Here is a 24758-nt window from a genome sequence, read left to right as displayed (position 1 = left end):
AAGGAGAAGAGCTATGAGCCCGTTCATCGCACGTCCTGAACACGGAGTCGTCTGGATTACCGGCGCCAGTTCCGGTATCGGGCGCGCGCTTGCGCTGAAGCTGGCGGAAGAAGGGTACAAAGTGGCCGTTACGGCCCGCAGCCACGAGAAGCTCTTGGCGCTGCAGGCCGAGGCAAGCGCGCTTGCTGGCAGCATCGTCGTGCTCGACGGCGATGTCACCGATACCGCGGATATGGAGCACACCGTTGCCGCAATCGAATATCAGCACGGCCCGGTTGCCATGGTGGTCTTGAACGCCGGCATCTATCTGCCGGCGCGGGGCGAAGATCTTAATCATGAGGTGTTCGAGCGCAGTTTTGCGGTCAATCTGCACGGTGTCGTCAACTGTCTCGTTCCGGCCGTCCGGCATATGCGCGCCAGGGGATACGGCCAGGTTGCCCTCGTGTCGTCTGTCGCCGGCTTCGGCGGTCTGCCCGGCGGCGCCGCTTACGGCGCCAGCAAGGCCGCGCTCATCAACATGGCCGAAAGCCTGAATTTCGAGCTAGACCGAATGGGCATTCATATCCAGCTCGTTACTCCCGGCTATGTCGAGACGCCGCTGACGGCGCAGAACACGTTCAAGATGCCTGATATCGTATCGGCACAGAAGGCGGCAGACGCAATCGCGGCCGGATTGAAATCGCCTGCCTTCGAGATCAGCTTCCCGAAGGGTCTGATCTATCGGGCGAAGCTGCTGAAGTTCCTGCCTTACAGCCTCTATTTCCGGGTGCTCAGGTATTTTCTTGGGAGTGGTCAAAAACGCCGGTCGGTCGGGCCGCGCATAACCGCGCATCCGGCCGAATAGCGCCTATCCATCATTCTTGAGCGATGCGTGTGCCGCGAGTGCACGCTGCCGCGCCATGGTGTGATCGACGATCGGCCGGGGATAGTGCTTGCCGAGTTCTATGCCGGCGCGCTTCAGCACATCGTCGGGCGCTTCGAATGGCCGATGGATATATTTGCGGTCGAGGTCGGCGAGCTCCGGCACAAAGGTCCTGACATAGCCGCCATCCGGATCGAATTTCTCGCCCTGCAATACCGGGTTGAAGATGCGAAAGAAGGGCGAGGCATCGGCGCCGGAGCCTGCGACCCATTGCCAGTTCGCAGCATTTGCTGCCGGATCGGCATCGACGAGCGTGTCGCGAAACCAGGCCTCGCCCTCGCGCCAGTCGATCAACAGATCCTTGATCAGGAAGGAAGCCACGATCATCCGGACGCGATTGTGCATCCAGCCGTGGCGCCAGAGTTGCCTCATGCCGGCATCGACGATCGGATATCCCGTTTGGCCCCGCCGCCAGCTGTCGAAGAGTTTGGCATCCGCATGCCAGGGGAAGTCGTCGTAGCGATCATTCCAGTTGGCGGAGCTCAGTTTCGGAAAATGGAAGAGCTGGTGATAGCAAAATTCCCGCCAGGCAATCTCCTTGCGAAAGCGAACGATATTGTCCGTGGGGACCTTACCGGTGAGCCGTCGCGTTGCATGCCATATGCGGGCGGGCGAGATTTCTCCGAGTGCCAGATGCGATGAGAGCAGGGAGGTTGCCGATCTGTCCGGAAAGTCGCGATCGATTGCGTAGCCGTCGATCGCGGTCTCGATGAAATCCCGCAGTTTCTCATGTGCGGCGGCTTCGCCAGGTGTCCACATCTCCGGAAAAGCGGCTGCCCAGTTCGGCTTGGTCGGCAGCAGCGACCAGGAGCCGAGGGAATCCGATTGCGGCGAGTGCAGAGGAGACAGAAGCTGGTCGGGCGCCTCGATTGGAAATGGCGGCTCGCCGGATTGCTCCAATGCACGCCAGAACGGCGTATAGGTCTTGTAATGGTTGCCGGTGCCTGTGCGTAGGCGCGTCGGCTCATGCAGCAGCTGGCCCGCAAAGCTGTTGGCCTCGATGCCTTTGTCCCGCAGCGCCTTCTTGACCTGCGTGTCGACCGCTATGCCGGCTGGATCGTAACGCCGGTTCCAGACGATGGCCTCGGCGCCAGTTTCCGCAAGCAGCTCTTCGAGCACCGCGAGCGCATCGCCTTGTCGAAGAATGAGCTTGCTGCCGAGCGCATCAAGAGCTTTCTGCAGGGCAGCGAGCGAATGATGCAGCCACCACTCCTGTGCTCCGCCGAGCGGTCCGCACCCCGTCGCTCTCGGCTCGCGAATATAGACCGGAATGACTGGGCGGCCCGATGTCGCGGCGGCATGGAACGCGTGGTTGTCGTCAAGGCGAAGATCCTTGCGAAACCATAGCAGGATGGGAGTTGGCTCTTTCCTCGATGTCGTCATGATCCTGGCCGATCGCCCGCTCTCTGCTTCTTCATGCGCTTTTTCGCCACCGGAACCAGTATACGGTGTCCGTCTTCAAATAGTTCCACCACCACGCGTTTTATAAGCGAATCCTACACGCAACTCTCGTGAGGAAATCTGGATGTCGTTTGTGATATAAGGGATCCTTGTCACTGTTCTGTAATGCAAATTCGTTAGCAGTCCACCCGATTGACATGCCCAGATTTGACAGGCGGGGAAGATTGAAATGGCGGAAATTCGGATCGAACAAGTTCGCAAGGCGTATGGACGCAATCAGGTTGTCCATGGCGTCGACCTGAACTTCCGCTCGGGAGAATTTGTCGTCATTCTCGGCCCGTCCGGCTGCGGCAAGTCCACGCTGCTGCGCATGATCGCTGGTCTTGAGGACATCTCGTCAGGCGAGATCGTCATCGACGGCAAGGTGGTCAACCAGCTCGAGCCGCGCGAGCGCGGCTGCGCCATGGTGTTCCAGAACTACGCGCTTTACCCGCACATGAATGTCGCCGCCAACATGGGCTATGCCTTGAAGGTGGCCGGCGTGCCGCGCGAGGAGCGTGACCGCCGCATCAAGGAAACCGCGAAGATAGTCGGTCTCGAAGATTTCCTCGCCCGCAAGCCGGCCGAGCTTTCCGGCGGCCAGCGTCAGCGCGTCGCCATGGGCCGCGCCATCATCCGCGAGCCCAAGGTCTTCCTCTTCGACGAGCCGCTCTCCAACCTCGATGCCAAGCTGCGCGTCCAGATGCGTGTCGAGATCCGCCGCCTGCACAAGCGCCTGTCGGCGACATCGGTTTTCGTGACCCACGACCAGGTCGAGGCCATGACGCTCGCTGACAAGCTCGTCGTCATGTACAAGGGCAATGTCGAGCAGGTCGGCACGCCGCTTGAAATCTACAATACGCCGCGCACCCGGTTCGTCGGCTCGTTCATCGGCTCGCCGGCGATGAACTTCCTCGAAGGGACCTTCTCGGCTAACGGCGAACAGTTCATCTTCGATGGCCTGCCGATCGACATCGACGCCAATATCGGCAAGCGTCATGCCGGCAACCCGGTTGCTCTCGGCATTCGCCCGGAACATGTACGTCTCGTTCCGGCAGGCACTCCGGGCGCTATCCCGGCAACGGTGGATTTCGTCGAAGAGCTCGGCGCTGGCCGCGTCATCCATTGCGATATCAACGGATCGAGCTTCGCCGTTGCCGTATCGGATCACACCACAGGTCAGACCGGCCAGTCCGTTGGGCTGGAGCTGCCGCAGCAGCACACGCATCTCTTTGCCCAGGATACCGGCCTGCGGCTTGATGCCGTTGCCTCCGTCGCGCCGCTCAAGGTGTTGGCACACTAAAATTTCAAACATCAATTTTCAGTACGTGCGCCCGGAAATCCTCACCGATTTCCGGGCTTTTTTGTCTGCGCGAGTGAGGAGGAGAGGCGCCGCCAAAGGTCCGAGACGCCCGAGCCGAGATCAGCGCATCACGCAGACCATCGCTGTCAGCTGCTCGTGAGTACCGTCAGTTTGAAAATCAAGGCTTGGCGGGAGCTTAGAGCATTTCCAGGAAAAGTGCGCAGCGGTTTTCCGTCCGGAATGCGTAAGAAAGCAAGAAGATAGAGCGTTTTCGCGATTCGAAGAAAAGCGGAAAGGCTTTATACCAACCGGCATTGGTGCTGACTCTTGGGGGTTCACAAAGAGCGATGAATCTGAATCCATGGTGGCAACAGGAGGTTTGCCATGGGATCAGCACTTCGACTTCGGACGGACTACGTTGGCGATGACCTGCGCAAGGCAGCGCGGCTATCGAAAGATGCGGCCCAGACGCGGCGGCTTCTGGCTCTTGCGCAGATTTATGATGGAGCGACGCGCGGCGAGGCCGCCAGAGTTGGTGGCGTGACCGTGCAGATTGTGCGGGACTGGGTCGAGCGCTTCAACGCGCAAGGCCCTGAGGGGCTTTTAAACGTGAAGGCTCCGGGCAAGCGTCCGAAACTCAACGACGATCAGCGCCAGGAGCTTCGTCGTCTTGTKGAGAAGGGGCCGATCCCGGCGATYCACGGCGTTGTRCGCTGGCGGTTGAAGGACCTGGCGCGGTTGATATTCGAGGACTATCGGATATCGCTGGACGAAAGCACCGTGGGACGTGAGTTGAAGGCCATGGGCTTTGCCAAGCTGTCTGCCCGTCCGCGCCACTATGCCCAGAACGAATTGGCGGTGGAGGATTTTAAAAAAGTTTCCCGGAAGAGATCAGCGCGATCAGCAAGAGCCTCGCTCCAGGGACAGAAATAGAACTGTGGTGGCAAGATGAAGCCCGCATCGGGCAAAAGAACAAGATGACGCGGCGATGGGCGCAACGGGGAACACGTCCATCTGCTCCCCATGATCAGCGAACACTGTGGACCTACATATTCGGGGCGATCTGCCCGAAGAAGGGAAAGGGTGCAGGCATTGTCATGCCCTGGTGCGACACAGAGGCAATGAACGCGCACCTTCAAGAAATCAGCCGCGAGGTCGATCACGGTGCGCATGCGGTCCTGATCCTCGATCAGGCGGGTTGGCATTCATCGCCCAAGCTGATCGTGCCGGCAAACATCACCCTGCTGTTCCTGCCGCCGCGCTCCCCCGAACTGAACCCTGTCGAAAATGTCTGGCAGTTCCTGCGTGACAACTGGTTGTCAAACCGGGTCTTCACATCCTACGACGACATCGTCCATCATTGCTGCGCCGCCTGGAACAAGCTCGTCGACCAACCCTGGAAAATCATGTCAATCGGTTTGCGCGATTGGGCTCATCGGTTCTGACCAATGCCGATTGGTATTAGCCGCTATCCTGGCGGGTAGCTTGATCAGCGCGGTTTCTGCGCTGCTATCCCTTAGAGAGGGACAACTTGTCCCAAGTGGTCGATCGACGCTTTTAGACGGACCAATGTAAATGCCTGCCGCTCGTTTCGATAGGAGCGGCAGGCTGCTCGATCACTTTTCGGTAGCGATCAGGCCGCGAACGAACCAGCGCTGCATGAGAACGACGACGGCAAGCGGCGGCAGCATGACGATCAGCGTGCCGGCCATGGCGATATGCCATTCCGGAAGGCCGCCGATGTTCGGGATGAGCTGCTTGAGCTCTGTTACAGCCGTCATGTGTGCCGGATCGGTGGTGACAAGCAGCGGCCACAGATACTGGTTCCAGGCCCAGAGGAACATGATGGTCCCGAGTGCCGCCATATTGGTGCGCGACAGCGGCAGCAGGATGTCGATGAAGAAGCGCAACGCTCCGGCGCCGTCCATGCGTGCGGCCTCGGTCAGCTCGTCCGGTATGGTCAGGAAGAACTGACGATAGAGGAAAGTGCCGGTCGCCGTCGCGACCAGCGGCAGGATCAGGCCGATCGAGGAGTTAAGTAGCCCGAGGTTCAGCGAGACCTCAACGCCTGTAAGCTTTTCGATGAGCCAGGTCATGCCGGTGATGTCGAGAATCCCCTGGAAGGGCGACAGGACGTTCGCTGCGACCGCATAGGTCGGCACGATACGCACTTCGAGCGGCAGCATCAGTGTTATGAAGATCAGCCAGAAGATGAAGTGGCGGCCGGGATAGCGGAAATAGACCAGCGAGAAGGCGGTGATCGCCGAAATGAGCACCTTGCCTATCGCCACGCCGGTGGCGAAGATCAGGCTGTTCAGCAGCTTGGGGCCGAGGTTGGCGGTCGTCCAGGCCGTCTTCATGTTGGCCCAGAATTCCGTGCCGGGAATGAGCGACATCGGGACGTGGTTGACGTCGGTCATATTGTGGGATGCGGCGATGGCCACGATGGCTATCGGTCCCACGGCTACCACGAAGCCGATAAACAGGATCAGATGGGTAAAGAAGTTGAGAATAGGTGTGCGCTCGACCATGTCAGCCTCAACGGTAATGCACGCGCCGCTCGATGAAGCGGAACTGGAAGATGGTAAGCACGATGATCAGCAGCATCAGAATGATGCTCTGCGCCGCCGCACCGGAAAAATCGAGGCCTTTGAAGCCGTCGGAATAGATCTTGTAGACCATGAGGTTGGTCGAGTTGTGCGGGCCGCCTGATGTCATGATGTCGACGATGCCGAACGAATCCTGGAAGCTCTCGGTGATGTTGATGACCAGCAGGAAGAAGATCGTCGGCGTTATCAACGGGAACTGGACGTCCCAGAAACGTCTGAGCACGCTCGAACCGTCCATGGCAGCCGCTTCGATCAACGAGCGAGGAATTGCCTGGAAAGCGGCCAAGAAGAAAATGAAGCTGTAGCCGATATATTTCCACGAGAAGGCGGCGATGACGCAGGCCATCGCGGCGTTTCCGTCGAGGCCCGGGTCCCAGATTCCTGGCCACCACTGATTGACCACGGCAACGAGGCCGGCTTCTGGCGCCAGGATGAAGCGGAAGGCCATCGCCGCCGCGGGAGCTGCGATGCCGTAGGGCCAGATGAGCACGACGCGGTAGATTTTCGAGCCGCGCAGCTGCCGGTCGGTCAAGGCTGCGAGCACCAGCGCGGCCACCATGGAAATACCGGTGCTGATCGCCGCGAAACTGATGCTGATCGTAACTGAGTTCCAGTAGTCGGCGTTGGCAAGAATGGATTTGAAGTTATCGAGGCCAACCCAGATATTGCCGCCGCCCCAAGGCTGCTGCAGCGTCAGCGACCAGAAGACTGCCTGACCGGCCGGCCAATAGAAAAAGGTGAAGATAAGGAGCAGTTGCGGCACTGCGAACAGGATGCCGACGCTCCACTTGTTGAAAGTTATACGTTTTTCCATTGTCTCTTCCGGCTTGGAATCCCGATGGCACTCTTGCGCTCATAACGAACGTCCGCCGGGAAACCCCGGCGGACGCTGCCTGTCATGCGATGCGCTGCTTACGGCAGCTGCTTGCCCTTGTAGGTGGCTTCGAAGCGGTCAAGGACGGCGTCGCCGTTCTTGACGAGGTTGTCGATGCCTTCCTGAACGCTGACCTTGTTGGCGAAGATGGCCTGCATCTGATTGCCGAATTCAGCGCGGATCTGCGTGAAGTTGCCGAGGCGAACGCCGCGGGTGATCGGAGTCGGCTCGGAAGCGGTCAAGCTGGCGATCGCGACTTCGCGGCCCTTATAAGGCGCCTTGTCGTAGAAACCGCTGGACTTCATGAAGTCGAAGCCGGACTTCTTCACCGGGATGTAGCCGGTGTTGGTCGACCAGAAGAGGGCGGTTTCAGGCTTGCCGATGAAGTCGAGGAATGCTGCCGCACCCTTGTATTCGCCAGCCGACTTGCCGGAGAGAACCCAGAGCGACGCGCCGCCGACGAGCGAATTCTTGCGCTCGGTGCCGGCGTAGACCGGAAGTTCGGCCACATCCCAGGTCATCCCAGCCTTCTGGGTTTTGGTGACCGAACCATGGTCACCGACCGAGGTCATGATCATCTGGCAATCGCCCGATGCAAAGGCCTGAACCATGTCCTGGCCGAGATCCTTGGACTTGATCTTGATGAGGCCCTGGTCGTACCAGCTCTTAAGGTCGGTTACGTACTTGACGAACTTGGTCTTGTTAACCGTCAGACGGGCGTCAATGCCGTCATAGCCGTTGTTCTTGGTGGCAACCTGCTGGTCGTGGATGGCAGAGAACTGCTCCATCAGCTGCCAGCTTTCGTTGCCGGAGATGTTGATGGCCATCGGGCAATCATAGCCGGCGCCCTTCAGCGCCTTCATGGCTTCGGCGGCTTCTTCCCAGGTCTTCGGAGCGGCGGTCTTGCCGATCTTGGCGAACGCGTCCTTGTTCCAGTAGAGCAGGGCGGTCGAAGAGTTGAACGGGAAGGAAAGCAGCTCGCCCTTGGACGTTGCGTAGTAGCGGGCGATGCCGGGGAAGTAGTCGTTCCAGTCGACCTTGTAGCCGTTTTCAGACATCAGCTTGCCAACCGGGTAGTAGGCGCCCGAAAGCATCATCGTCGCGGTGCCGACGTCATAAACCTGAACGATGGCCGGCTGCTTGCCAGCGCGGAAGGCGGCAATCGTGTTCTGCAGGGCGGCGTCGTAATTGCCCTGGCTGACGCAAGAAACTTCATAATCCTTCTGGGAATCGTTGAAGTTCTTGCACAGCGTCTGAACGACACGCTCCAGATCGCCCGACAGGCCGAACCAGAAATCGAACTTGGTCGGAGCGGCAGCTGCAGGCAGAGCCAGCGCTACGCTCATGACGCCGGCTGCAGCAGCCGAAATGCAATTTTTAAGTTTAGACATAATCCCTATTTCCTTTTTGAAAGCTCGGAACCGGTGGTCTTGCGCAAGTCCGCGGTAGCGGCGTTATAGACAAGCTGTGTGACAGTTTGTTGAGGGCAGGAATCCCCGCATTGGCGGGCTTTTTCACTCAGGGAAGAGGCTTGCGAATTATCGCTCTTCGCAGGATCGTGCATTTGAGATTTTGCTAATCAAGGTCGGCAAAGTGCCTTGCCTCGCCCAGAGCCTGTTGGCGGGCGGAAGGCGTGCGATCGTCTTTATTGCTGACGCGTCGAATGCTGTTGCAAGATGACCGTCAACGAATCCCGAAGGCAGTGGAAGGAATGAGGATATGGGTCTAAGCGAGCGGCAGAAGATGGCGGCGGGAGAGTGGTATTGCTGCTTCGATCAGGAACTCGACGCCTTGCGCTGGCAGGCGCGCGAGGCCATACATGCACACAATACAATGCCACCCTCGCAGCGCGGCAATCTCGCTCCGGCCTTGTCTGTGCTCTTTGCCGACATCGGAGAGGGCGCTTTTATCGAAGCGCCGTTTCACTGCTCCTACGGCATCAACATTTCGCTTGGTCGCAGAGTCTATATGAATGCCGGCTGCACCATTCTCGATAGTGCCGGCGTGCGCATCGGTGATGGCAGCATGCTGGGGCCGGGCGTCCATATATATTGCGCCGAGCACCACAAGGATCCGGAGCTGCGGGGAGCGGGAATGGAAATCGCGCGGCCGGTCACGATCGGCGCGAGCGTGTGGATCGGCGGCGGGGCCATCCTTGTCGGCGGCGTGGCGATCGGCGACGGCGCGATCATAGGGGCGGGTGCGGTGGTGACGAAGGATGTTGCGCCAGGCGCTACTGTCGTCGGCAATCCTGCCCAGCCGGTTGGCGCAAGATAAAGGGAGCTAGTTCGCCGGACGGCGCCTTCTTGCCCGCCACACGGCGAAGCGACGGCGCCAGCGGCGTACTGCAGGCATATCGTGCGACAGCACGATGAGGCCCAGTGGCAGCATCCAGAAGCCGAGGATCGGCAGAAAGCCAAGCAGGCCACCGAAGACGAGCGCTATCCCCAGGCCGAGGCGGGCAAGGCGCGACCGGGGCAGGGGAATTCTCACCGAGCCAAAAACAAGCTCGCGAGTGGAGGGATCGATGCCGAAACGCCTTGTTTTCCGGGCATTTCGATCGGCGTTCGCTGTCGTTCCGCTTTGATCAGTCATCCACAGGAAATGGTGAGGCGACAAAATAATGCAAGAGAAATACATTTTTTTGAAAAAACCGCTTGGCAAATCGGGAAAGCATTTGTAGAAGCCCACTCACACCGCGCCAAGCGCATTCCCTGGTAGCTCAGCGGTAGAGCATTCGACTGTTAATCGACAGGTCGCCGGTTCGAATCCGGCCCGGGGAGCCACTTTCTTCCATAGAACTTCGGAAGTTTATCGCATCGACGTGGTGCCGATGGGCGACAGCGGGCGAACCCTATCAGCGCAATTTTGCAGTTTTATTGCATCCGCTTCTGCCCGCGCGATTTTGACCGGAATCGTTTCGATGCGATAGGTCCCTTATCCTCGTTGACCTGCCTCCTCTCTCCATGTCAGCTTGCCGCCGTTCGTCCGGTGGACTTCGGCCTATGAGGCGATATCGGGAATATGGGCCGGATCGGCATATTGGGGAGGTGACAAATGGTTGAGAATGCGAGCCTTCGCAAAGGGGCAATGCTGGGATGGGTCCTCAGCGCCATCGTCATTCTGGCACTGGCGGCCGATGCGGCTGTCGATTTGTTTGCGCCCGCATTGGTCAGTGCGGAAATCGAAGCGACGGGCTTTCTGATCGACCAGGCAAGATTGCTGGGTCTCATCATCCTCGTCTGCGCGATCCTTTATGCAATTCCAGGCACGGCTGTTCTCGGAGCGATCCTGACGACGGGCTTTCTGGGTGGCGCTATCTGCACCCATTTTCGCCTCGGAGAAGTCGGCTCTCCTCCGCAACTTATAAGTTTATTTTTAGGCGCCTTGGCATGGGGCGGCCTCTACCTTCGCGACCAACGGATTCGAGCTCTGCTGCCCATTCGTTCCGCGATCGACTGAGGAACCGAGGGCGCACTGCGGCAGAGCTGCCTTTATGCTGCAACAACAGGTGCTTGCATCCATGTCGATCTGTTGTTTCGCGGTCTGAGCTCGCGCTTGAGTGAGGGATTTATCAGCTTGATACAGCGGTATTCAACAGTAGTTTTGCCCCAGGCGCGCGCGGCCTTTCATTAAATTTCGTTCACGTTGTGGTTGCTCTCGCGAATGTGAGCAGATGTTCATGTGTCGTTAATGTGAGCCGGCGCATTTGCTTAACAGCGCGATATGCGCAGCATAGTCCCCCAATGCTTTAGAGGTTCGACATGAAAAACCTGCTTCTTGCTTCTGCACTCGCACTGGCATCGGTCTTCGCCGTCAGCGTACCATCCGAGGCGGCTCCGATGTATCATCGTCACCACCATCATCATCACTGCCAGATGAAGAAGGTGAAGCATAAGGTTCACGGCCACTGGGTCGTCCGCAATGTCCGCGTCTGCCGTTAACCGGTAGGAGCTTCAAACCGGCGCAAGTTAGGTTTTTACAGCAATTCGGCCGCTACCGATATCTCGGCAGCGGCCGTTGGTTTTTGGGCTCCCGTTGTGACCGGGATGCATGCCGGGCGGGCAGCACATCGCTACCGGCATATGCCTTTTTAGAACTGTGCGGCGACCTCAGGGACGGATTTCCAGTATCACGCCGCCGTGGTGTCGGTGGTGATAGCCGCCCTCGTCATACCAGCCACGACGCCAGCCTCGGTCCCAATGCCGGCGATCCCAATCCCGGTCGTCGCGCCAGTGGCGGCGCTCGCGATCGCGCCAATAGGCCCGGCGGTCATAGTCTGAATCGGGGTGCCAGCGTGAGCCCTGTTCCTGCACGAGAATGACATTCGCGGTCGTCGCCGGCGAAACGCCGAGCGGGGCTGCCGTCGTCGGCAACGCGACCGACAGCAACGAACCCGCGGTCAATGCGGCGGTCAGAGCGATTGAAGCGAGATATTTCAAGGCGGTAACTCCTTTATTCAGCTTCGTCCCTTTGCCGGTAAACGCCACGGCTGCGACAATGTTCCCCCTTCTGGTTGATCGGGATGATGCCGCGACACGCGCTAATGGAGAGGAAGCCTTCGTTTTCAGGAGCTTACCGACAAGAAAAAAGGGGGCCGGCAGGGAAAGCCGGACCCCTTCCTTCTCTGATCGGAGGTCAAATCTGATCAGGTTAGAAGTTGCGTTCGAAGCGCAGGATGCCTGAAACCGTATCGTCGTTGGCATAATCATAGTGAACGTAAGTCAGTTCCGGCTCGATGAGCAGGTTCTTGACCGGGTTCCACTTGATGTTCGTGGTTGCTTCGAAGATCTTGCTGTCGGTGTAGGCGAGCTGGACGTTCCACTTCAGCTTGTCGTTGACCGGAACGCTTGCGCCACCCCAAACTGCCCAGTCACCCCAGCCGCACTTGGATGCGTTGACGGTGCCGTTCGGTGCCGTGCAAGCGGAGACGTCCTGGTTGGTGCCGGCGTACTTGTTGAGCTTGTCGCCGTCGGTGTTCCAGCCGCCCATCAGGAAGGCCGAGAATGCGCCGAAGTCGGCATCGACGCGAGCCTTGATTGCGCCTTCTTCGACGATCGAGTCATAACCACCGACAACCTTGAAGCCCCATGCGCCAGACTTGAAGCCGGCACCGGCAACGACATCAGGAGCGTAGTGGTTTGCCTTGTCGTCCGTCCACCAGCTTGCGCCGTAGGAAGCGCCGGAGCCGCTGGAGTTGCTGTCTTCAACCGAGACCACGGCCGAGAAGCCGTTGCCGGCATCATATTCGTAGGTGATCTGGTTCAGTTCGTACGGGCCGTCATAGATCACGTCGTCGTTGATGACGTCGCCGGCGTAACCGATGTAGGAGTTGTACTGCGAGTCTTTCTTACCGACCGTGAAGCCGCCGAGGCTGATGTAGGACCACAGCAGGTTGGTGCTAGTCGCGTTGCCGTCGTGCCAATCCCAACGAACGATGGTTTCGGTCTTCAGCGGGCCGTATTCGGTATCAGTCGCGGTGCTGACGTTCAGTTCGGCGCGGGTGTGCCACAGCGTGCCATTGTGGCTGTTGCGGTTGTAGGCGTCGTACCATTCACCTTCCGTACGAACCTTGCCGCCGATCTTGAGGCAGGTCTCGGTACCCGGGATGAAGAAGTAGCCTGCACCGTATGCGTCGCAGATGCGAACGTATTCCACCGGCTCCGGCTCAGCAGCAACGATGGCGTCGGCTGCGTGAGCGCCGGAAACTGCTGCCAGCGCAGCAGCGGAGCCGAGAAGAAGGCTCTTGATGTTCATAGTAACTCCAATCTCTCTTGATTGGGCGTGAGATATCGCGCCGAAAAACGACGTGCCCAACCCCATCCCGCTCATGTTCCCTATCAGTAGGTGCGAAGTAATAAGCTTCGCGAACTAATTCCTGAACCCGCTTCGCTGATTTGGCAAGATGATAAGGCGAGCGAACTATATGCGTGCTATTCGAAAAAGAGGTTTGTTGCAAAAATGACGCAAATCATCGGCTGCCGACGATAGATCGCGCGTTGCGTTCAACTAGGAGTGCTGAGACAGAGAGATGCCGTTGCAACGGAAGCTGGGAAGAGGCCTAGCTGTCACTGTCACATCTCACGCAGCCTGGGAGTTTTCGACGCCAGAATCTGGAGAAGTTTGCGGCGAATAACGACAAGGAAAGCGATTCTATTGGCGTCGGAGATGACGAAGATAAAGCTTGCCCCGCCTTATGTCTGTGCCCTAGCGGCGAACGACAGCGGCATTGGTGCGTCCGACGACACTACTGGGGGCGCAGTCTCGTCGGACGCGGCACTGTCCGGTTCAGGGGTGGCGTCCAAACCGGTAGCAAATAGCCTAGCATCTACCTTAGGTTTCTATAACCTACCTGAATGGGCTGGCAGCGGATGAACCCCTGCGACGAATTCGGTACACGGCAATGACCGCTGTTCTCGAAGGGCTTGAAATGCGCTCGATTCTCAATCTTTCTGGGGCGGCACTACAAGCGAGGCTAAGCGTATTTGCAGCGCATGTCGGCACTTCGTTGGATAACCAAATCGATGAGGATAGCAGCTCACTTCGACGCGGATCTCTCCCATCGCAAATGAAGGATCGGGTAGGGGCGGCCCTGATCGTCCAGCTCCGAACGGCTTGTCACCTTGAATCCTAGCCGCGCATAAAAGCCGATCGCTTCAGGATTCTGCTCGTTGGCATCGACCGTGACGACATCCTTCTCCGTCCGGAAGCTCTCGAGGAGGAAGCGTCCCAGGCCCATTCCTCGGCTATCGGCATGAACGAAGAGCGCGTCGATGTGATGTCCGGTGGTCCCCAGGAGGGCATGGGGCAGGTCATTGCCATCGACCGCCACCGTAAACCCGGCATTCGGCAGATAATCCTCTGCGACCATCTTGCCGATCGCCTCGCGATCCGACGTATCAAGAAACTGGTGAGTGGCTTCGACTGCAGTCCGCCATATTTCATAATTACGCGCTAGATCGCCCGGCTTTGCTCGCCGCAACTGGAACAAGTCAGATCCTCGGATGTCTTTTCGTCGTTTTCAGATACTCGCTTGAAGTCGCATATCCGGCGCCGAATCTCCGCTTATGGGCGGGGCCTGCGTGGAGCCGATCTGCAACGCTACACCGAGCTTTTCGGATATTGTCCATCGTGACGTGATCCACAAGTGGCAAGAAGTCGATACGCTCAACTTCTGTTATATAGGAGCAAGGCGCGGTCAACCCGTCAGTTCGAAGGTGGGGTCGACGAGGACTAACTGACTTCCTTGGCAATGAAGCCATCGGTCTGGCGCTTCCACAGACGGGCAAAGAGGCCATTTTGCTCGACCAGTTCGTCCGGTCTGCCGTGCTTCACGATGCGTCCCTGGTCGAGCACAATGATTCGGCCCATCCTTGCGATGGCCGCATTTCTCCCGTGCGGAGGGACAATTGCCGCTATCAAGTGCATAGACTTGTCACAAGCCGCCGCCGATGACGAAAAAAGAGCGATATTCAGAATGAGGCCCTTGCGCCGATTCAAGATTCGTTCTAAACGCCCGCCATCACTCGCCTTTATACATCGGATGGCCTCGTGGCGGAGTGGTTACGCAGAGGACTGCAAATCCTTGCATCCCGGTTCGATTCCGGGCGAGGCCTCCATCCTTCCCCAAACACTTGTGTAACCAGCTGAATCCCATCGGAATTTCAGTTTTCGCGAATTGGGCTTGAACGGCCTTCGGCTCCCAAAGCCAAGCGCGACAATTCGTTCCTGCTTCCTCTCAATCGGACATACCGCCGCCCTCGACGGCGTCGCATCCGCAAGCTGCAGGCCCATCGGACGGGAACAGGAAGGGCGCCTATTCCTCCAGGCAAGGAAAGGCGAACTTGAAGGAGCGGGCGATCAGCGCGCTGGCGGGCCGCTCGAGCTGCCAGGAATGCTCCGACATCCATTTGCAGGCGATCATGGTCGCTCTTGCGTTGCTGAGATCGGGCGGGAGGCAGAAGGCGCCGACGAACTGCTGAAGATAGCGTTCGTAGCGGGATGAGTTCTTCGGCGTCTGCTTTGTGGCGCGGATCGTCAGATTCTTCGTGCGCTGCGCTTCGTCGAGAATTCCCTGCACGTAGACCGAGGCAAGCGCCTGTTCTTCCTCGCACCATTCATCGAGCTGTTTGCCGGTAACGGCATGTTCGATGACCGGTGCTGCTTTTTCTGAGCTTTCTTCGCAGAGCGCGATCTGAGGTATGAGGAGAAGGGACGCTGCGAGGGAGAGCGAAAGCCTCATTCGACGACCTACATCATGGAGGAAAGACTGGCAGCCAGAAAAACCACTAACGGCAGGGAAGTTGCCACGAAAAGCACGAGAGAGACAGGCATCCAGCCACCTTCTATTCAAATTTAATCTTAGCCCGAAGAGCTTCGGGCCGGAAGGTCGATCGGTCACCACTTTCAGGCGGTCCAATACCATCAAACGTGGTCCTGGGAGGTTAACATTTTATTAATAGATGTACCGCTTTGACGGGCCTCCTGATTTTAGGAACGTGGAGGCGGAGGGTTTTGCCGCAGCTCGCTTTCCCTTCGAAGAAGTCGCGTTCGCTTGAGAATATGAGGTGAGGGCACCTGGATCGGGGTGCCTGGCCCCATATTCGAGCAATCGGTTGTTGTCTGGCGGCGACGCATCGGTATGAATCTCGGCGCCTGTTGCAGCGATGCCTTGAAAGCGTAGCCGCAGGCGATTAAGACACGCGTAGCACTGTAGCAAAGCCGGCCTGGTAAAGGCGCAAGAGGATATGATGGATTTCGAAGCAGCACGCGTGAAAATGGTCGAGAACCAGGTCCGTACGACGGATGTCACCTCCCATTCCGTGTTGAGTGCACTTTTCGCGGTGCCGCGCGAAAATTTTGTGCCGGAGAAGTCGAAGCTCCTGGCCTATATCGATTGCGATATCGAGACTGCCCCGGCAGCCGCAGGCAAGCCCGCTCGCTTCCTGATGGAAGCCTCGCCGCTGGCTAAGCTGCTGCAACTCGGTGCCATCACCAAGGAAGACAAGGTTCTCGATATCGGTTGCGGCACGGGCTACGTGTCCGCCGTCCTGTCGCTCGTCGCAGGCAAGGTCGTCGCTCTCGAATCGGATGCGGATCTCGCCGCCCAGGCCAAGACCAATCTCGCAGCACTCGGCTATGAAAACGTCACGGTCGTGACCGGCGATCTCGAAAAGGGTCACGCCGGCGACGCACCCTACGATGTCATCTTCCTGAATGGCTCGATCGAGCAGCTGCCGCAGGTGCTTCTGGACCAGCTCGGCGAGGACGGACGCCTGATCGCCGTGCTTGGCTATGGCCATGCGGCGCGCGCCACCGTTTTCATGCGCGAGCGCGGCGCTTTCTCGGAGAATGTCTTCTTCAACGCGTCGATCAAGCCGCTGCCTGGCTTCGCCAAGGCCAAGGAATTCGTATTCTGATTATTTGAAGATCGGCAATGCATTCGGCAGGCGCCTTCGGGTGCCTGTTTTTTATTGTGCGCGCATATGGCAGAATCAGCCGTAGCGGTGCGATTCGCCGTCATCGTTACAAAACTGTGCATCACCGGGTTTAGTGCTTTCCAGGTGATTTTTTTCCCGGGGACAGTCATCTAGGGTGGCCCTGGTTCGAGCGCCGCTTTGGTGAGTTTCCGGTCGCTGAATATGGGAAAACGGGGATGAATATGGCTCAGCCAAATGTAGTGCGTGAACCGTCCATGGAAGAGATCCTGGCGTCGATCCGCCGGATTATCGAAAGCAACGAGCCCGGCAGCACGAAGCCGATGCCAGCGACACATTTTGCCGCTAGCGGCGGAAGTGAAGACGATATCCAGCTGACCGTCGATGAAGAGTTCGCTGCCGCCGATCGAGCCCGTGCCTCTACACAGGATCCGCGTTTCGTCGCTGCAAACTCGCAGGTGCCCGTTTCCGAGCCGGAAAGCGCCAACCGTGGCCTGTCGCTTGCTGATGTCGCCGCGCGCGTTCGTGCCGCTTCCGAGCGCAATGCCGCATTGCTGAGTGCCGGGCGCGAGCTGCCGCAGCACCGCGAATTGCCGCCGGTCATGGCTGCACGCCTTGCCGAAGCGCGAGTCGAGCCGGCTATCGACTATCCGTTGCGACACGCGATTACCGAAGTCGCGCCGCCTGTGGCCGTGGTGCCGCCTGCTGCCGAGTTGGAATCCGAGATGGAAGAAATCAAGCCACCGGAAGCTGTCGCAGCTCCGCAGGTGGTTGTGCCGCTGGTGGAGACGCCGGCCTTCCACGTTCCAGAAGTACCGCGGCCGGCGGCATTGGAAGCTGAAGCCGCGCTGACGCCTGCTCAGGCTGCGCCCGCATCGTCGGCGCTGATGTCCGAAGATACCGGTGCGCAAGTCGCCCGCTCGTTTGAAGAGCTTGCTGCCATCATCGATGGCGGCCCGCGCCGCTCTCTCGATGAACTGGCCCAGGAGATGCTGCGGCCCATGCTGCAGGAATGGCTCGACGACAATCTGCCGACCCTGGTGGAGCGCCTCGTGCGCGAAGAAATCGAACGAGTGGCACGCGGCCCGCGCCGCTGACAGCCTTGAGCTTCGGGTAGACGATCCGCCGCTCCGGGCTCCGGGGCGGCTTTTTTATTGACTCGCTCCCAGCCATCCTATTTACAACCCGCATCACCCAGTCCTCTAGATCCGGTCAAAAAATGCTCGACAAAACATATGATTCCGCCGCCGTCGAACCGAAGATCGCCCAAAAATGGGATGAAGCCGACGCTTTTCGCGCCGGTGCGAACGCCAAGCCGGGCGCTGAAACCTTCACCATCGTCATTCCGCCGCCGAACGTGACCGGTTCGCTGCACATGGGTCATGCGCTGAACAACACGCTGCAGGACATCATGGTGCGGTTCGAGCGCATGCGCGGCAAAGACGTTCTCTGGCAGCCCGGCATGGACCATGCGGGCATCGCCACGCAGATGGTTGTCGAGCGTCGTCTAGCCGAGCGCCAGCAGCCCGATCGTCACAAGATGGGCCGCGAAGCCTTCATCGAGAAGGTCTGGGAATGGAAGGATGAGTCGGGCGGTTTGATCTTCAATCAGCTCAAGCGCCTCGGCGCTTCCTGCGACTGGTCGCGCGAGCGCTTCACCATGGATGAGGGCCTGTCGAAGGCCGTTCTCGAAGTCTTCGTCACGCTCTACAAGGAAGGCCTGATCTATCGCGACAAGCGGCTGGTCAACTGGGATCCGAAGATGCTGACCGCGATTTCGGACATCGAAGTCGAGCAGCACGAGGTCAATGGCAATCTCTGGTACCTGCGTTACCCGCTGGAGCCGGGCGTCACCTATCAGCATCCGGTCGCCTTTGACGAAGACGGCAAGCCGACCGAATGGGAAACGCGCGACTATCTCGTCGTCGCCACCACCCGCCCCGAAACCATGCTCGGCGATACAGGCGTCGCAGTTAACCCGGACGACGAACGTTACAAGTCGCTCGTCGGCAAGCATGTCATCCTGCCGATCGTCGGCCGCCGCATCCCGATCGTGGCCGACGAATATCCGGATCCGACGGCTGGAACGGGCGTAGTCAAGATGACGCCGGCGCATGATTTCAACGACTTCGACGTCGGCAAGCGCCGCGGTCTGCGCGTTGTCAACATTCTGACCCCGGAAGCCACCATTGCCATCAAGGACAACGAGGATTTCCTCGAAGGTCTCGATCATCCTGCCGCACTGCACGGCGCTTGGGATGAGCTGGAGGGCAAGGACCGTTTCGAAGCGCGCAAGATCATCGTCCGCATTTTCGAAGAATCCGAATTGCTCGACAAGATCGAGCCGCACAAGCACATGGTTCCGCATGGCGACCGTGGCGGCGTGCCGATCGAGCCGCGACTGACCGAGCAATGGTATGTCGACGCCAAGACGCTCGCCGAACCGGCGATCGCCTCTGTTCGCGAAGGTCGCACCAAGCTCGTTCCGAAGAGCTGGGACAAGACCTATTACGACTGGATGGAAAACATTCAGCCGTGGTGCGTTTCCCGTCAGCTCTGGTGGGGTCACCAGATTCCCGCCTGGTACGGACCGGATGGCCAGGTCTTCGTCGAGAAGACCGAGGAAGAAGCGCTGCAGGCGGCGATCCAGCACTATCTCTCGCATGAAGGGCCGATGAAGGCCTATGTCGAGGACCTGCTTGAGAACTTCAAGCCGGGCGAAATCCTGACGCGCGACGAAGACGTGCTCGACACCTGGTTTTCGTCCGCGCTCTGGCCGTTCTCGACGCTCGGCTGGCCGGATGAGACGCCGGAGCTGGAGCGCTACTATCCAACCAACGTCCTCGTCACCGGCTTCGACATCATCTTCTTCTGGGTTGCCCGCATGATGATGATGGGCCTGCATTTCATGAAGGACGAGAACGGCGAACCCGTCGAACCGTTCAGCACGGTCTATGTCCACGCCTTGGTGCGTGACAAGAACGGGCAGAAGATGTCGAAGTCCAAGGGCAACGTTATCGACCCGCTGGAACTGATCGACCAGTATGGTGCCGACTCGCTGCGTTTCACGCTGGCGATCATGGCCGCACAGGGCCGTGACGTGAAGCTCGACCCGGCCCGCATCGCCGGTTACCGCAATTTCGGCACCAAGCTGTGGAACGCTACGCGCTTTGCTGAGATGAACGGCGCCAAGAGCGATCCGCATTTCGTGCCCGAGGCCGCCGAGCTCACCGTCAACCGCTGGATCCTGACCGAGCTGGCGCGTGCGGAACGCGATGTCACCGAGGCGCTGGTAAGTTTCCGTTTCAATGATGCGGCAGGCGCGCTCTACCGCTTCATCTGGAATCAGTTCTGCGACTGGTATCTCGAACTGCTGAAGCCGATCTTCAATGGCGAAGACGAGAATGCCAAGGCGGAGGCTCAATCCTGTGCCGCCTATGTTCTGGAAGAGACCTATAAGCTGCTGCATCCCTTCATGCCGTTCATGACCGAAGAGCTTTGGGCGCACACGGCGGGCGAGGGCAAGGAGCGTGATGGTCTCATCTGCCATGCCGATTGGCCGGCTCCGTCCTATGCCGACAACGTTGCTGCCGACGAGATCAACTGGCTGATCGACCTGGTCTCCGGCATTCGCTCGGTTCGTTCGGAAATGAACGTGCCGCCCGCTGCTACCGCGCCGCTGGTCGTCGTCGATGCCAATAGCTTGACCCGCGAGCGCCTGTTCCGCCATGACGCCGCCATCAAGCGTCTGGCGCGTGTCGAGGCGATTTCGCTGGCCGACACGGCACCGAAGGGTGCCGCCCAGATCGTTACCGGCGAGGCGACCGTCTGCTTGCCGCTTGGCAGCCTTATCGATCTGTCGGCCGAAAAGGCCCGTCTCGAGAAGGCAATTGCGAAGAACGAGCAGGAGATCGCCCGCATCCTCGGCAAGCTCTCGAACGAGAAGTTCGTGGCCAACGCGAATCCGGACGTCGTTGCCGCCGAACGCGAGCGTCTCGGCGAACTCGAAGGGCAGCAGGCCAGCCTCAAGGTGGCGCTGGCCCGGGTCAGCGAGGCTGGCTGAGGACGAAGATCCAATCAATTGAAATAGTTAGAAGGGCATGTGACGAAGGTCGCGTGCCCTTCTTTTTTGTCCGGCCGCTTCTGGACGAGCCTGTTGGGCGATGGAATTTCTGACCGCCAGCTTCGCACAGGCGAAATATATTATCCTTAAAATCAGTGGGCATTTTCGAAAAGCGGAACTGTTGTCAGATTGTAACAGAAATGTTGCAGTGAAGAATGAGAATCTACGCGGGGATAAAAATGATATTAAAAAGGCAAAATCTGACTAATTTTACCGCCCCAGTGATGCGGAGTTCACTTTCTTACGTAAACCAATTGCTAACTCAGGTGTTCATCGCTCTTCCTGGCCGCATTGCCAATTCACTCGATCGTCGCAACAATCGAATAAATGAATGCACCAGTGGGGGAGACACAATGGCATTTTCAATTGCGTTGAGGGGCGCAGTCGCACTCGTCATCGGCACGTCTTTCGCGGGCGCCGCTTTTGCGGGCGGCCTGGATCGTGGCGGTTACGACATCGACCTGCTCTTCGACAAGGGACGTTATGTTTTCGAGTCCGGCGTTACCTACGTCATGCCCGACCGCAAACTGAAGAACGCCAAGGACATTAATCCGCTCGACGGCAATCTCAACAATCGCAGCCGTTCGGTCGATGCGTCCGCAAATTATGCGATACCCTATGCGGCCTTTAAGGTCGGTATTACCGACGACCTCGATTGCATGGCCGACTATTCCCAGCCATTCGGCGGCCATCTCAACGAGGGCCCGAATTGGGCCGGCGCCAACAATGAAATTGAGACGAAGGTGCGGACGAACAATTATTCGGCCACCTGCTCGTACAAGTTCGATATGGGTCCGGGGCAGCTGCGCGTGATCGGCGGCGGCTTCTATCAGGAAGTCAGCGGCTTCAAATCGCGACTGGTCTTCGACACTCCGGCGCCGATCTCTGCACTTTATAACGGCGTCGGCTCGCTTGACGTCGACGGCCATGGCTGGGGCTGGCGTGCCGGCCTTGCCTATGAAATTCCGGAATACGCTTTCCGCACCAGCCTCGTCTACAACAGCCGGGTCAAATACGACAACCTTAAGGGTAGCGTCGATTTGACCCAAGTGCCTCCACCCGTTGTTCCCGGCGGCTTCGGTGGCAAGGTGACCTCCGTCTTCGGATCGGCCGATGCGCCTGACTCGCTGGAGTGGAAGGTTCAGACTGGTATCGCGCCGGACTGGCTCGCTTTCGGTTCGGTCAAGTGGACGAACTGGAGCGTTCTGCAAAGCATCGCGCTCTGCCCGACGGCCAATAGCAGCATCGCTTGCAACCGAAAGACTCAGTTGACGTCGCTTGATCTGCTCTATCAGGATGGCTGGACCATAACCGGCGGTATTGGGCACAAGTTCAATGACCAGTGGAGCGGTGCGGTCAGCCTGACCTGGGATCGCGGCACGAGCGAGGGCTATGGCATGAACAGCGATACGTGGACGCTAGGCGCCGGCGTTGCCTATAAGCCGACGGAGCATGTTCAGTTCAATTTCGGTGGCGCGCTTGGTCTGATGACCAGCGGCAAATCCGGACCGGTCACCCGCGGCGGCGTCGTCTATGGCAATGATGCCACCTATAGCTTCGGTAATGATTTGGTTGCAGCTCTTCAGACTTCTGTGAAGGTCAGCTTCTGACGATAAACTCCTGGATTGAATAGGTTTATCGCTTATTCTCTCCTGTCGGACTCAGCGCTGCGAGCTCCATCGAGCCTCGCAGCGTTTTCTTGCCGGGTCGTCGCCCGTTAGGCCGCGAAAATGGTCTGTGTGCGCGATTCATGGTTAAGGAAATCTCAGCACCGGTAAAATTTTTGTGACGAATTAGCAACACTCTATTTCAAGAGACTGCAGGTCCGTGATCAGATCGCAATTTGTCCATTTCCCGCCACAAATGGGGAGCAGCGATTACGTGGTCACAGGGGCAAGCCTTGTAGAAAGTGCGTAAGCGGTCGATGGGTGAACTTCCACTTTGGCATAAGCAACAATCCGGGATCGGAGCCGTCATGCTTCCGATGCGGGGGGGAAGTCTTTGTCTGCCAAGGGAAGTCGTCGACGTGACGATGTCAAATCTCACTCATTGGAATTCGAATGAGAACGCCGGTTTGGCGGTGAGATACGATAACGGCCGCGCAAATGCTGGTTTGGACATAATTGCAAGCTATGCTCGCAATTGTGGCAAACAGCCTCGGTTGAATGCCACGGGAACCGTCCTTTTCAAGGATGATCCAGTCTCGTGCGCCATCAGGGAAAACATTCGCGAATCTGGCGGCGCGTGTACAAACGCCGTGACAGGTCCGAATGGAGCGAAAGAAATCGACTGTTATGTTTAAGTCCGAGTTCATATCAGCGAGAGTCATGATGCTCAGCCTGTCCCTTGCCACTGCGGTGGCGCTGGCGGGTCAAGCCCGGGCATTTGATATCAATGCCGGCATCAGCAAGGAATCAGGTCCGTTCGATCTCTTCAAGTTCGGTTTCAAGGCCTACAAGAACGGACAGAAGGAAGAGGCGGTCGAGGCCTATCGCTACGCCGCCGAAAAGGGCCACACGGGCTCGCGATGGGCTCTCGCCAACATGTATGCCGATGGCGATGGCGTCACGCAGAACGATTTCGAAGCCTTCAAGATCTACAGCGAGATCGCCCAGCAGGGCGTGGAGCCGGGCTCGGAAGACACCGGCTTCTTCATTAATGCGCTCCTGGCTCTCGCCGGCTATTACAAGAAAGGCATTTCCAACAGCCCGGTCAAGGTTGATCTCGGTCAGGCTCGCCAGCTCTATTTCCAGGTCGCATCGACCTTCGGCGTTCCCGAGGCTCAGTTCCAGCTTGGGCAGATGATGCTGTCAGGCGAGGGCGGTGCCTCCAACGTGCAGCAGGCCAAGAAGTGGCTGAACCAGGCGCGCAAAAGCGGCCATCCCGGCGCTATGGCCGTCTTCGGCAATCTTCTCTTCCAGGAAGGGCAGTCCATTCGCGGCCTGGCCTTCATGACGGCCGCGCTCGACAAGTGTAAGCCGAAGGACTGCGGCTGGATGGAAGACATCCAGGAGCAAGCCTTCTCCGTCGCCAATGAGAATGACCGCCGTGTCGCAGTCTCGATGGCACATCAGCTCGATGTTGCCGGCCCCGACTGATCGGCTGACACTTTAGGACGCGAAGAGCCGCAATCGAGCCTGATCGGTCAGATTTGAAGCCTAGTTGCTGAAATCAAGGTGCGCGATTACAGGGACATGGTCCGAGGGTCTTTCCCAGGCGCGTACATGCTTCTCAATCGCGGTCGCGGTGAGGCGATCGGCAGCTTCCGGCGACAGCATCAGATGATCGATGCGGATGCCGTTGTTCTTCGGCCATGCGCCGGCCTGATAATCCCAGAATGAGTAAAGCTTGACCGCATCCGTCGTTGCACGCACCGCATCGGTAAAGCCGAGATGTTCGAGCTGACGGAAGGCTTGGCGCGTCTGCGGTAGGAACAGCGCATCACTTTCCCAAACCTTCGGATCGAAGCAATCATGGGGCTCCGGGATGACATTGTAGTCGCCGGCGAGCACCAGGGGTTCCTCCAGCGCCAGGCGACCGGCTGCGAATTTGCGCAGGCGTTCCATCCAGGCGAGCTTGTAGGGATATTTTTCCGTATCGACCGGATTGCCGTTCGGCAAGTAGAGGCAGCAGACACGCAACGCGCCATGCCCTTCGACCGAGAACACCGCCTCGATGAAGCGGGCCTGTTCATCACTATCGTCGCCCGGCAAGCCACGCGTCACTTCATCCGGCTTGGTCTTGGAGAGGATAGCAACGCCGTTGAAGCCTTTTTGCCCATGCGTCTCGACGTGATAGCCGAGCGCCTCGATCTCCAGCCGCGGAAAACCTTCGTCGACCGTCTTGATCTCCTGTAGGCAAACGATGTCCGGGTTCGAATCCTTCAGCCACTGGCAGAGGTTCTCGATACGCGCTTTGACGCCGTTGATGTTCCAGGTGGCGATTTTCATGGGTGGCCCATTCCTTTGCTTCGCCCCGTTGTATCCGCAGCGGATCGACTTGACTACAGCCCATATGAGAACCGGCCCGGAGCAACCGCTCCCGGCCGGC

Annotated in this window: 22 protein-coding genes and 2 tRNA genes; 13 read left to right on the top strand and 11 right to left on the bottom strand. The window is 58.6% G+C overall.

The annotated features are described in order from the left end of the window. The first annotated feature begins 13 nt into the window (after positions 1-13). Positions 14-844, top strand: a complete 831-nt coding sequence (locus QD409_RS07160; protein ID WP_092845018.1) for an SDR family NAD(P)-dependent oxidoreductase — start codon at positions 14-16, stop codon at positions 842-844. Between the two features lie 3 nt (positions 845-847). Here the strand turns inward: QD409_RS07160 and QD409_RS07155 are convergent, their stop codons facing one another. Next, a complete protein-coding gene (locus tag QD409_RS07155; protein ID WP_430762217.1) occupies positions 848-2305 on the bottom strand; it encodes a cryptochrome/photolyase family protein in 1458 nt (485 codons plus the stop codon). Positions 2306-2552: 247 nt separating this feature from the next. On the opposite strand from QD409_RS07155, the gene QD409_RS07150 reads away from it, so the two are divergent. Together QD409_RS07150 and QD409_RS07145 are read left to right on the top strand one after the other, a co-directional pair. Continuing rightward, on the top strand, positions 2553-3665 hold the full coding sequence (locus QD409_RS07150) for a sn-glycerol-3-phosphate import ATP-binding protein UgpC (protein ID WP_430762216.1): 1113 nt from the start codon (positions 2553-2555) through the stop codon (positions 3663-3665). A gap of 384 nt (positions 3666-4049) precedes the next feature. Beyond that, positions 4050-5110, top strand: a protein-coding gene (locus QD409_RS07145) for an IS630 family transposase (RefSeq protein WP_430762215.1) whose coding sequence is annotated in 2 segments (ribosomal slippage) — positions 4050-4542 and positions 4542-5110 — 1062 coding nt in all. Because the reading frame shifts where the segments join, the coding sequence is not laid out codon by codon here. A 171-nt stretch (positions 5111-5281) separates the two neighbouring features. On the opposite strand, the gene QD409_RS07140 is transcribed toward QD409_RS07145, so the two are convergent. The 3 genes from QD409_RS07140 to QD409_RS07130 all read right to left on the bottom strand — a co-directional run bounded on the left by QD409_RS07140 (position 5282) and on the right by QD409_RS07130 (position 8539). Then, positions 5282-6196: an ABC transporter permease subunit gene (locus tag QD409_RS07140; RefSeq protein WP_430762214.1), complete on the bottom strand. Its 915-nt coding sequence runs from the start codon at positions 6194-6196 to the stop codon at positions 5282-5284. A gap of 7 nt (positions 6197-6203) precedes the next feature. Next, positions 6204-7088 (bottom strand): carbohydrate ABC transporter permease, encoded by an 885-nt coding sequence (locus tag QD409_RS07135; protein WP_092845026.1) that lies wholly within the window; start codon positions 7086-7088, stop codon positions 6204-6206. A gap of 98 nt (positions 7089-7186) precedes the next feature. Next, entirely contained in the window at positions 7187-8539 is a 1353-nt protein-coding gene (locus QD409_RS07130) for an extracellular solute-binding protein (protein WP_430762213.1), read from the bottom strand. 328 nt (positions 8540-8867) lie between these two features. Between QD409_RS07130 and QD409_RS07125 the strand changes: the two genes are divergently transcribed. Then, positions 8868-9425, top strand: a complete 558-nt coding sequence (locus QD409_RS07125; RefSeq protein WP_430762212.1) for a sugar O-acetyltransferase — start codon at positions 8868-8870, stop codon at positions 9423-9425. A 6-nt stretch (positions 9426-9431) separates the two neighbouring features. On the opposite strand, the gene QD409_RS07120 is transcribed toward QD409_RS07125, so the two are convergent. Then, entirely contained in the window at positions 9432-9743 is a 312-nt protein-coding gene (locus QD409_RS07120; RefSeq protein WP_430762321.1) for a hypothetical protein, read from the bottom strand. A 116-nt stretch (positions 9744-9859) separates the two neighbouring features. On the opposite strand from QD409_RS07120, the gene QD409_RS07115 reads away from it, so the two are divergent. The 3 genes from QD409_RS07115 to QD409_RS07105 all read left to right on the top strand — a co-directional run bounded on the left by QD409_RS07115 (position 9860) and on the right by QD409_RS07105 (position 11092). After that, positions 9860-9934 (top strand) — tRNA-Asn (locus QD409_RS07115). A gap of 271 nt (positions 9935-10205) precedes the next feature. Then, on the top strand, positions 10206-10610 hold the full coding sequence (locus tag QD409_RS07110; protein ID WP_430762211.1) for a DoxX family protein: 405 nt from the start codon (positions 10206-10208) through the stop codon (positions 10608-10610). 302 nt (positions 10611-10912) lie between these two features. Then, positions 10913-11092 (top strand): hypothetical protein, encoded by a 180-nt coding sequence (locus tag QD409_RS07105; RefSeq protein WP_092845034.1) that lies wholly within the window; start codon positions 10913-10915, stop codon positions 11090-11092. A gap of 168 nt (positions 11093-11260) precedes the next feature. On the opposite strand, the gene QD409_RS07100 is transcribed toward QD409_RS07105, so the two are convergent. The 4 genes from QD409_RS07100 to QD409_RS07085 all read right to left on the bottom strand — a co-directional run bounded on the left by QD409_RS07100 (position 11261) and on the right by QD409_RS07085 (position 14519). Then, positions 11261-11590, bottom strand: coding sequence for a hypothetical protein (locus QD409_RS07100; protein WP_430762210.1), 330 nt, complete (start codon positions 11588-11590; stop codon positions 11261-11263). Between the two features lie 211 nt (positions 11591-11801). Beyond that, a complete protein-coding gene (locus QD409_RS07095) occupies positions 11802-12905 on the bottom strand; it encodes a porin (RefSeq protein ID WP_430762209.1) in 1104 nt (367 codons plus the stop codon). A gap of 781 nt (positions 12906-13686) precedes the next feature. Continuing rightward, positions 13687-14139, bottom strand: coding sequence for an acetyltransferase (locus QD409_RS07090; protein WP_430762208.1), 453 nt, complete (start codon positions 14137-14139; stop codon positions 13687-13689). Between the two features lie 242 nt (positions 14140-14381). Next, positions 14382-14519 carry a hypothetical protein gene (locus tag QD409_RS07085; protein WP_430762207.1) on the bottom strand — a complete coding sequence of 46 codons (138 nt, stop codon included), beginning with the start codon at positions 14517-14519 and terminating at the stop codon, positions 14382-14384. A 174-nt stretch (positions 14520-14693) separates the two neighbouring features. Between QD409_RS07085 and QD409_RS07080 the strand changes: the two genes are divergently transcribed. Next, positions 14694-14767: transfer RNA gene (locus tag QD409_RS07080), tRNA-Cys, on the top strand. A gap of 197 nt (positions 14768-14964) precedes the next feature. Here the strand turns inward: QD409_RS07080 and QD409_RS07075 are convergent. Then, positions 14965-15390 (bottom strand): Rap1a/Tai family immunity protein, encoded by a 426-nt coding sequence (locus QD409_RS07075; RefSeq protein WP_430762206.1) that lies wholly within the window; start codon positions 15388-15390, stop codon positions 14965-14967. A gap of 505 nt (positions 15391-15895) precedes the next feature. Here QD409_RS07075 and QD409_RS07070 point away from each other — a divergent pair. The 5 genes from QD409_RS07070 (at position 15896) to exoR (ending at position 23806) form a co-directional block, all read left to right on the top strand. Then, complete coding sequence (locus QD409_RS07070; RefSeq protein ID WP_430762205.1) at positions 15896-16567, top strand: protein-L-isoaspartate O-methyltransferase family protein; 672 nt, start codon at positions 15896-15898, stop codon at positions 16565-16567. Positions 16568-16809: 242 nt separating this feature from the next. Beyond that, entirely contained in the window at positions 16810-17682 is an 873-nt protein-coding gene (locus QD409_RS07065; protein ID WP_430762204.1) for a PopZ family protein, read from the top strand. Between the two features lie 122 nt (positions 17683-17804). Continuing rightward, positions 17805-20648: a valine--tRNA ligase gene (locus tag QD409_RS07060; RefSeq protein WP_430762203.1), complete on the top strand. Its 2844-nt coding sequence runs from the start codon at positions 17805-17807 to the stop codon at positions 20646-20648. 413 nt (positions 20649-21061) lie between these two features. After that, positions 21062-22318, top strand: a complete 1257-nt coding sequence (locus QD409_RS07055) for an OmpP1/FadL family transporter (RefSeq protein ID WP_092845047.1) — start codon at positions 21062-21064, stop codon at positions 22316-22318. 684 nt (positions 22319-23002) lie between these two features. Then, complete coding sequence (exoR, locus tag QD409_RS07050) at positions 23003-23806, top strand: exopolysaccharide production regulator ExoR (protein WP_430762202.1); 804 nt, start codon at positions 23003-23005, stop codon at positions 23804-23806. Between the two features lie 60 nt (positions 23807-23866). On the opposite strand, the gene xth is transcribed toward exoR, so the two are convergent. Then, the gene (xth, locus tag QD409_RS07045; RefSeq protein ID WP_430762201.1) at positions 23867-24658 is read right to left on the bottom strand and encodes an exodeoxyribonuclease III; all 792 of its coding nucleotides are present in this window, start codon (positions 24656-24658) and stop codon (positions 23867-23869) included. Between the last annotated feature and the right edge of the window lie 100 nt (positions 24659-24758).

The organism is Rhizobium sp. BR 315, assembly GCF_050577975.1.
In the GTDB taxonomy this organism is placed as follows: Bacteria; Pseudomonadota; Alphaproteobacteria; order Rhizobiales; family Rhizobiaceae; genus Rhizobium; species Rhizobium miluonense.
This window is presented reverse-complemented; position numbering and strand designations above follow the sequence as displayed.

Bases quoted from the DNA above. Each gene is read 5' to 3' on its own strand.
- QD409_RS07160 (WP_092845018.1), top strand. From the start codon at position 14: ATGAGCCCGTTCATCGCACGTCCTGAACACGGAGTCGTCTGGATTACC.
- QD409_RS07155 (WP_430762217.1), bottom strand. From the start codon at position 2,305: ATGACGACATCGAGGAAAGAGCCAACTCCCATCCTGCTATGGTTTCGC.
- QD409_RS07150 (WP_430762216.1), top strand. From the start codon at position 2,553: ATGGCGGAAATTCGGATCGAACAAGTTCGCAAGGCGTATGGACGCAAT.
- QD409_RS07140 (WP_430762214.1), bottom strand. From the start codon at position 6,196: ATGGTCGAGCGCACACCTATTCTCAACTTCTTTACCCATCTGATCCTG.
- QD409_RS07135 (WP_092845026.1), bottom strand. From the start codon at position 7,088: ATGGAAAAACGTATAACTTTCAACAAGTGGAGCGTCGGCATCCTGTTC.
- QD409_RS07130 (WP_430762213.1), bottom strand. From the start codon at position 8,539: ATGTCTAAACTTAAAAATTGCATTTCGGCTGCTGCAGCCGGCGTCATG.
- QD409_RS07125 (WP_430762212.1), top strand. From the start codon at position 8,868: ATGGGTCTAAGCGAGCGGCAGAAGATGGCGGCGGGAGAGTGGTATTGC.
- QD409_RS07120 (WP_430762321.1), bottom strand. From the start codon at position 9,743: ATGACTGATCAAAGCGGAACGACAGCGAACGCCGATCGAAATGCCCGG.
- QD409_RS07110 (WP_430762211.1), top strand. From the start codon at position 10,206: ATGGTTGAGAATGCGAGCCTTCGCAAAGGGGCAATGCTGGGATGGGTC.
- QD409_RS07105 (WP_092845034.1), top strand. From the start codon at position 10,913: ATGAAAAACCTGCTTCTTGCTTCTGCACTCGCACTGGCATCGGTCTTC.
- QD409_RS07095 (WP_430762209.1), bottom strand. From the start codon at position 12,905: ATGAACATCAAGAGCCTTCTTCTCGGCTCCGCTGCTGCGCTGGCAGCA.
- QD409_RS07085 (WP_430762207.1), bottom strand. From the start codon at position 14,519: ATGGGCCGAATCATTGTGCTCGACCAGGGACGCATCGTGAAGCACGGC.
- QD409_RS07075 (WP_430762206.1), bottom strand. From the start codon at position 15,390: ATGAGGCTTTCGCTCTCCCTCGCAGCGTCCCTTCTCCTCATACCTCAG.
- QD409_RS07070 (WP_430762205.1), top strand. From the start codon at position 15,896: ATGATGGATTTCGAAGCAGCACGCGTGAAAATGGTCGAGAACCAGGTC.
- QD409_RS07065 (WP_430762204.1), top strand. From the start codon at position 16,810: ATGGCTCAGCCAAATGTAGTGCGTGAACCGTCCATGGAAGAGATCCTG.
- QD409_RS07060 (WP_430762203.1), top strand. From the start codon at position 17,805: ATGCTCGACAAAACATATGATTCCGCCGCCGTCGAACCGAAGATCGCC.
- QD409_RS07055 (WP_092845047.1), top strand. From the start codon at position 21,062: ATGGCATTTTCAATTGCGTTGAGGGGCGCAGTCGCACTCGTCATCGGC.
- exoR (WP_430762202.1), top strand. From the start codon at position 23,003: ATGTTTAAGTCCGAGTTCATATCAGCGAGAGTCATGATGCTCAGCCTG.
- xth (WP_430762201.1), bottom strand. From the start codon at position 24,658: ATGAAAATCGCCACCTGGAACATCAACGGCGTCAAAGCGCGTATCGAG.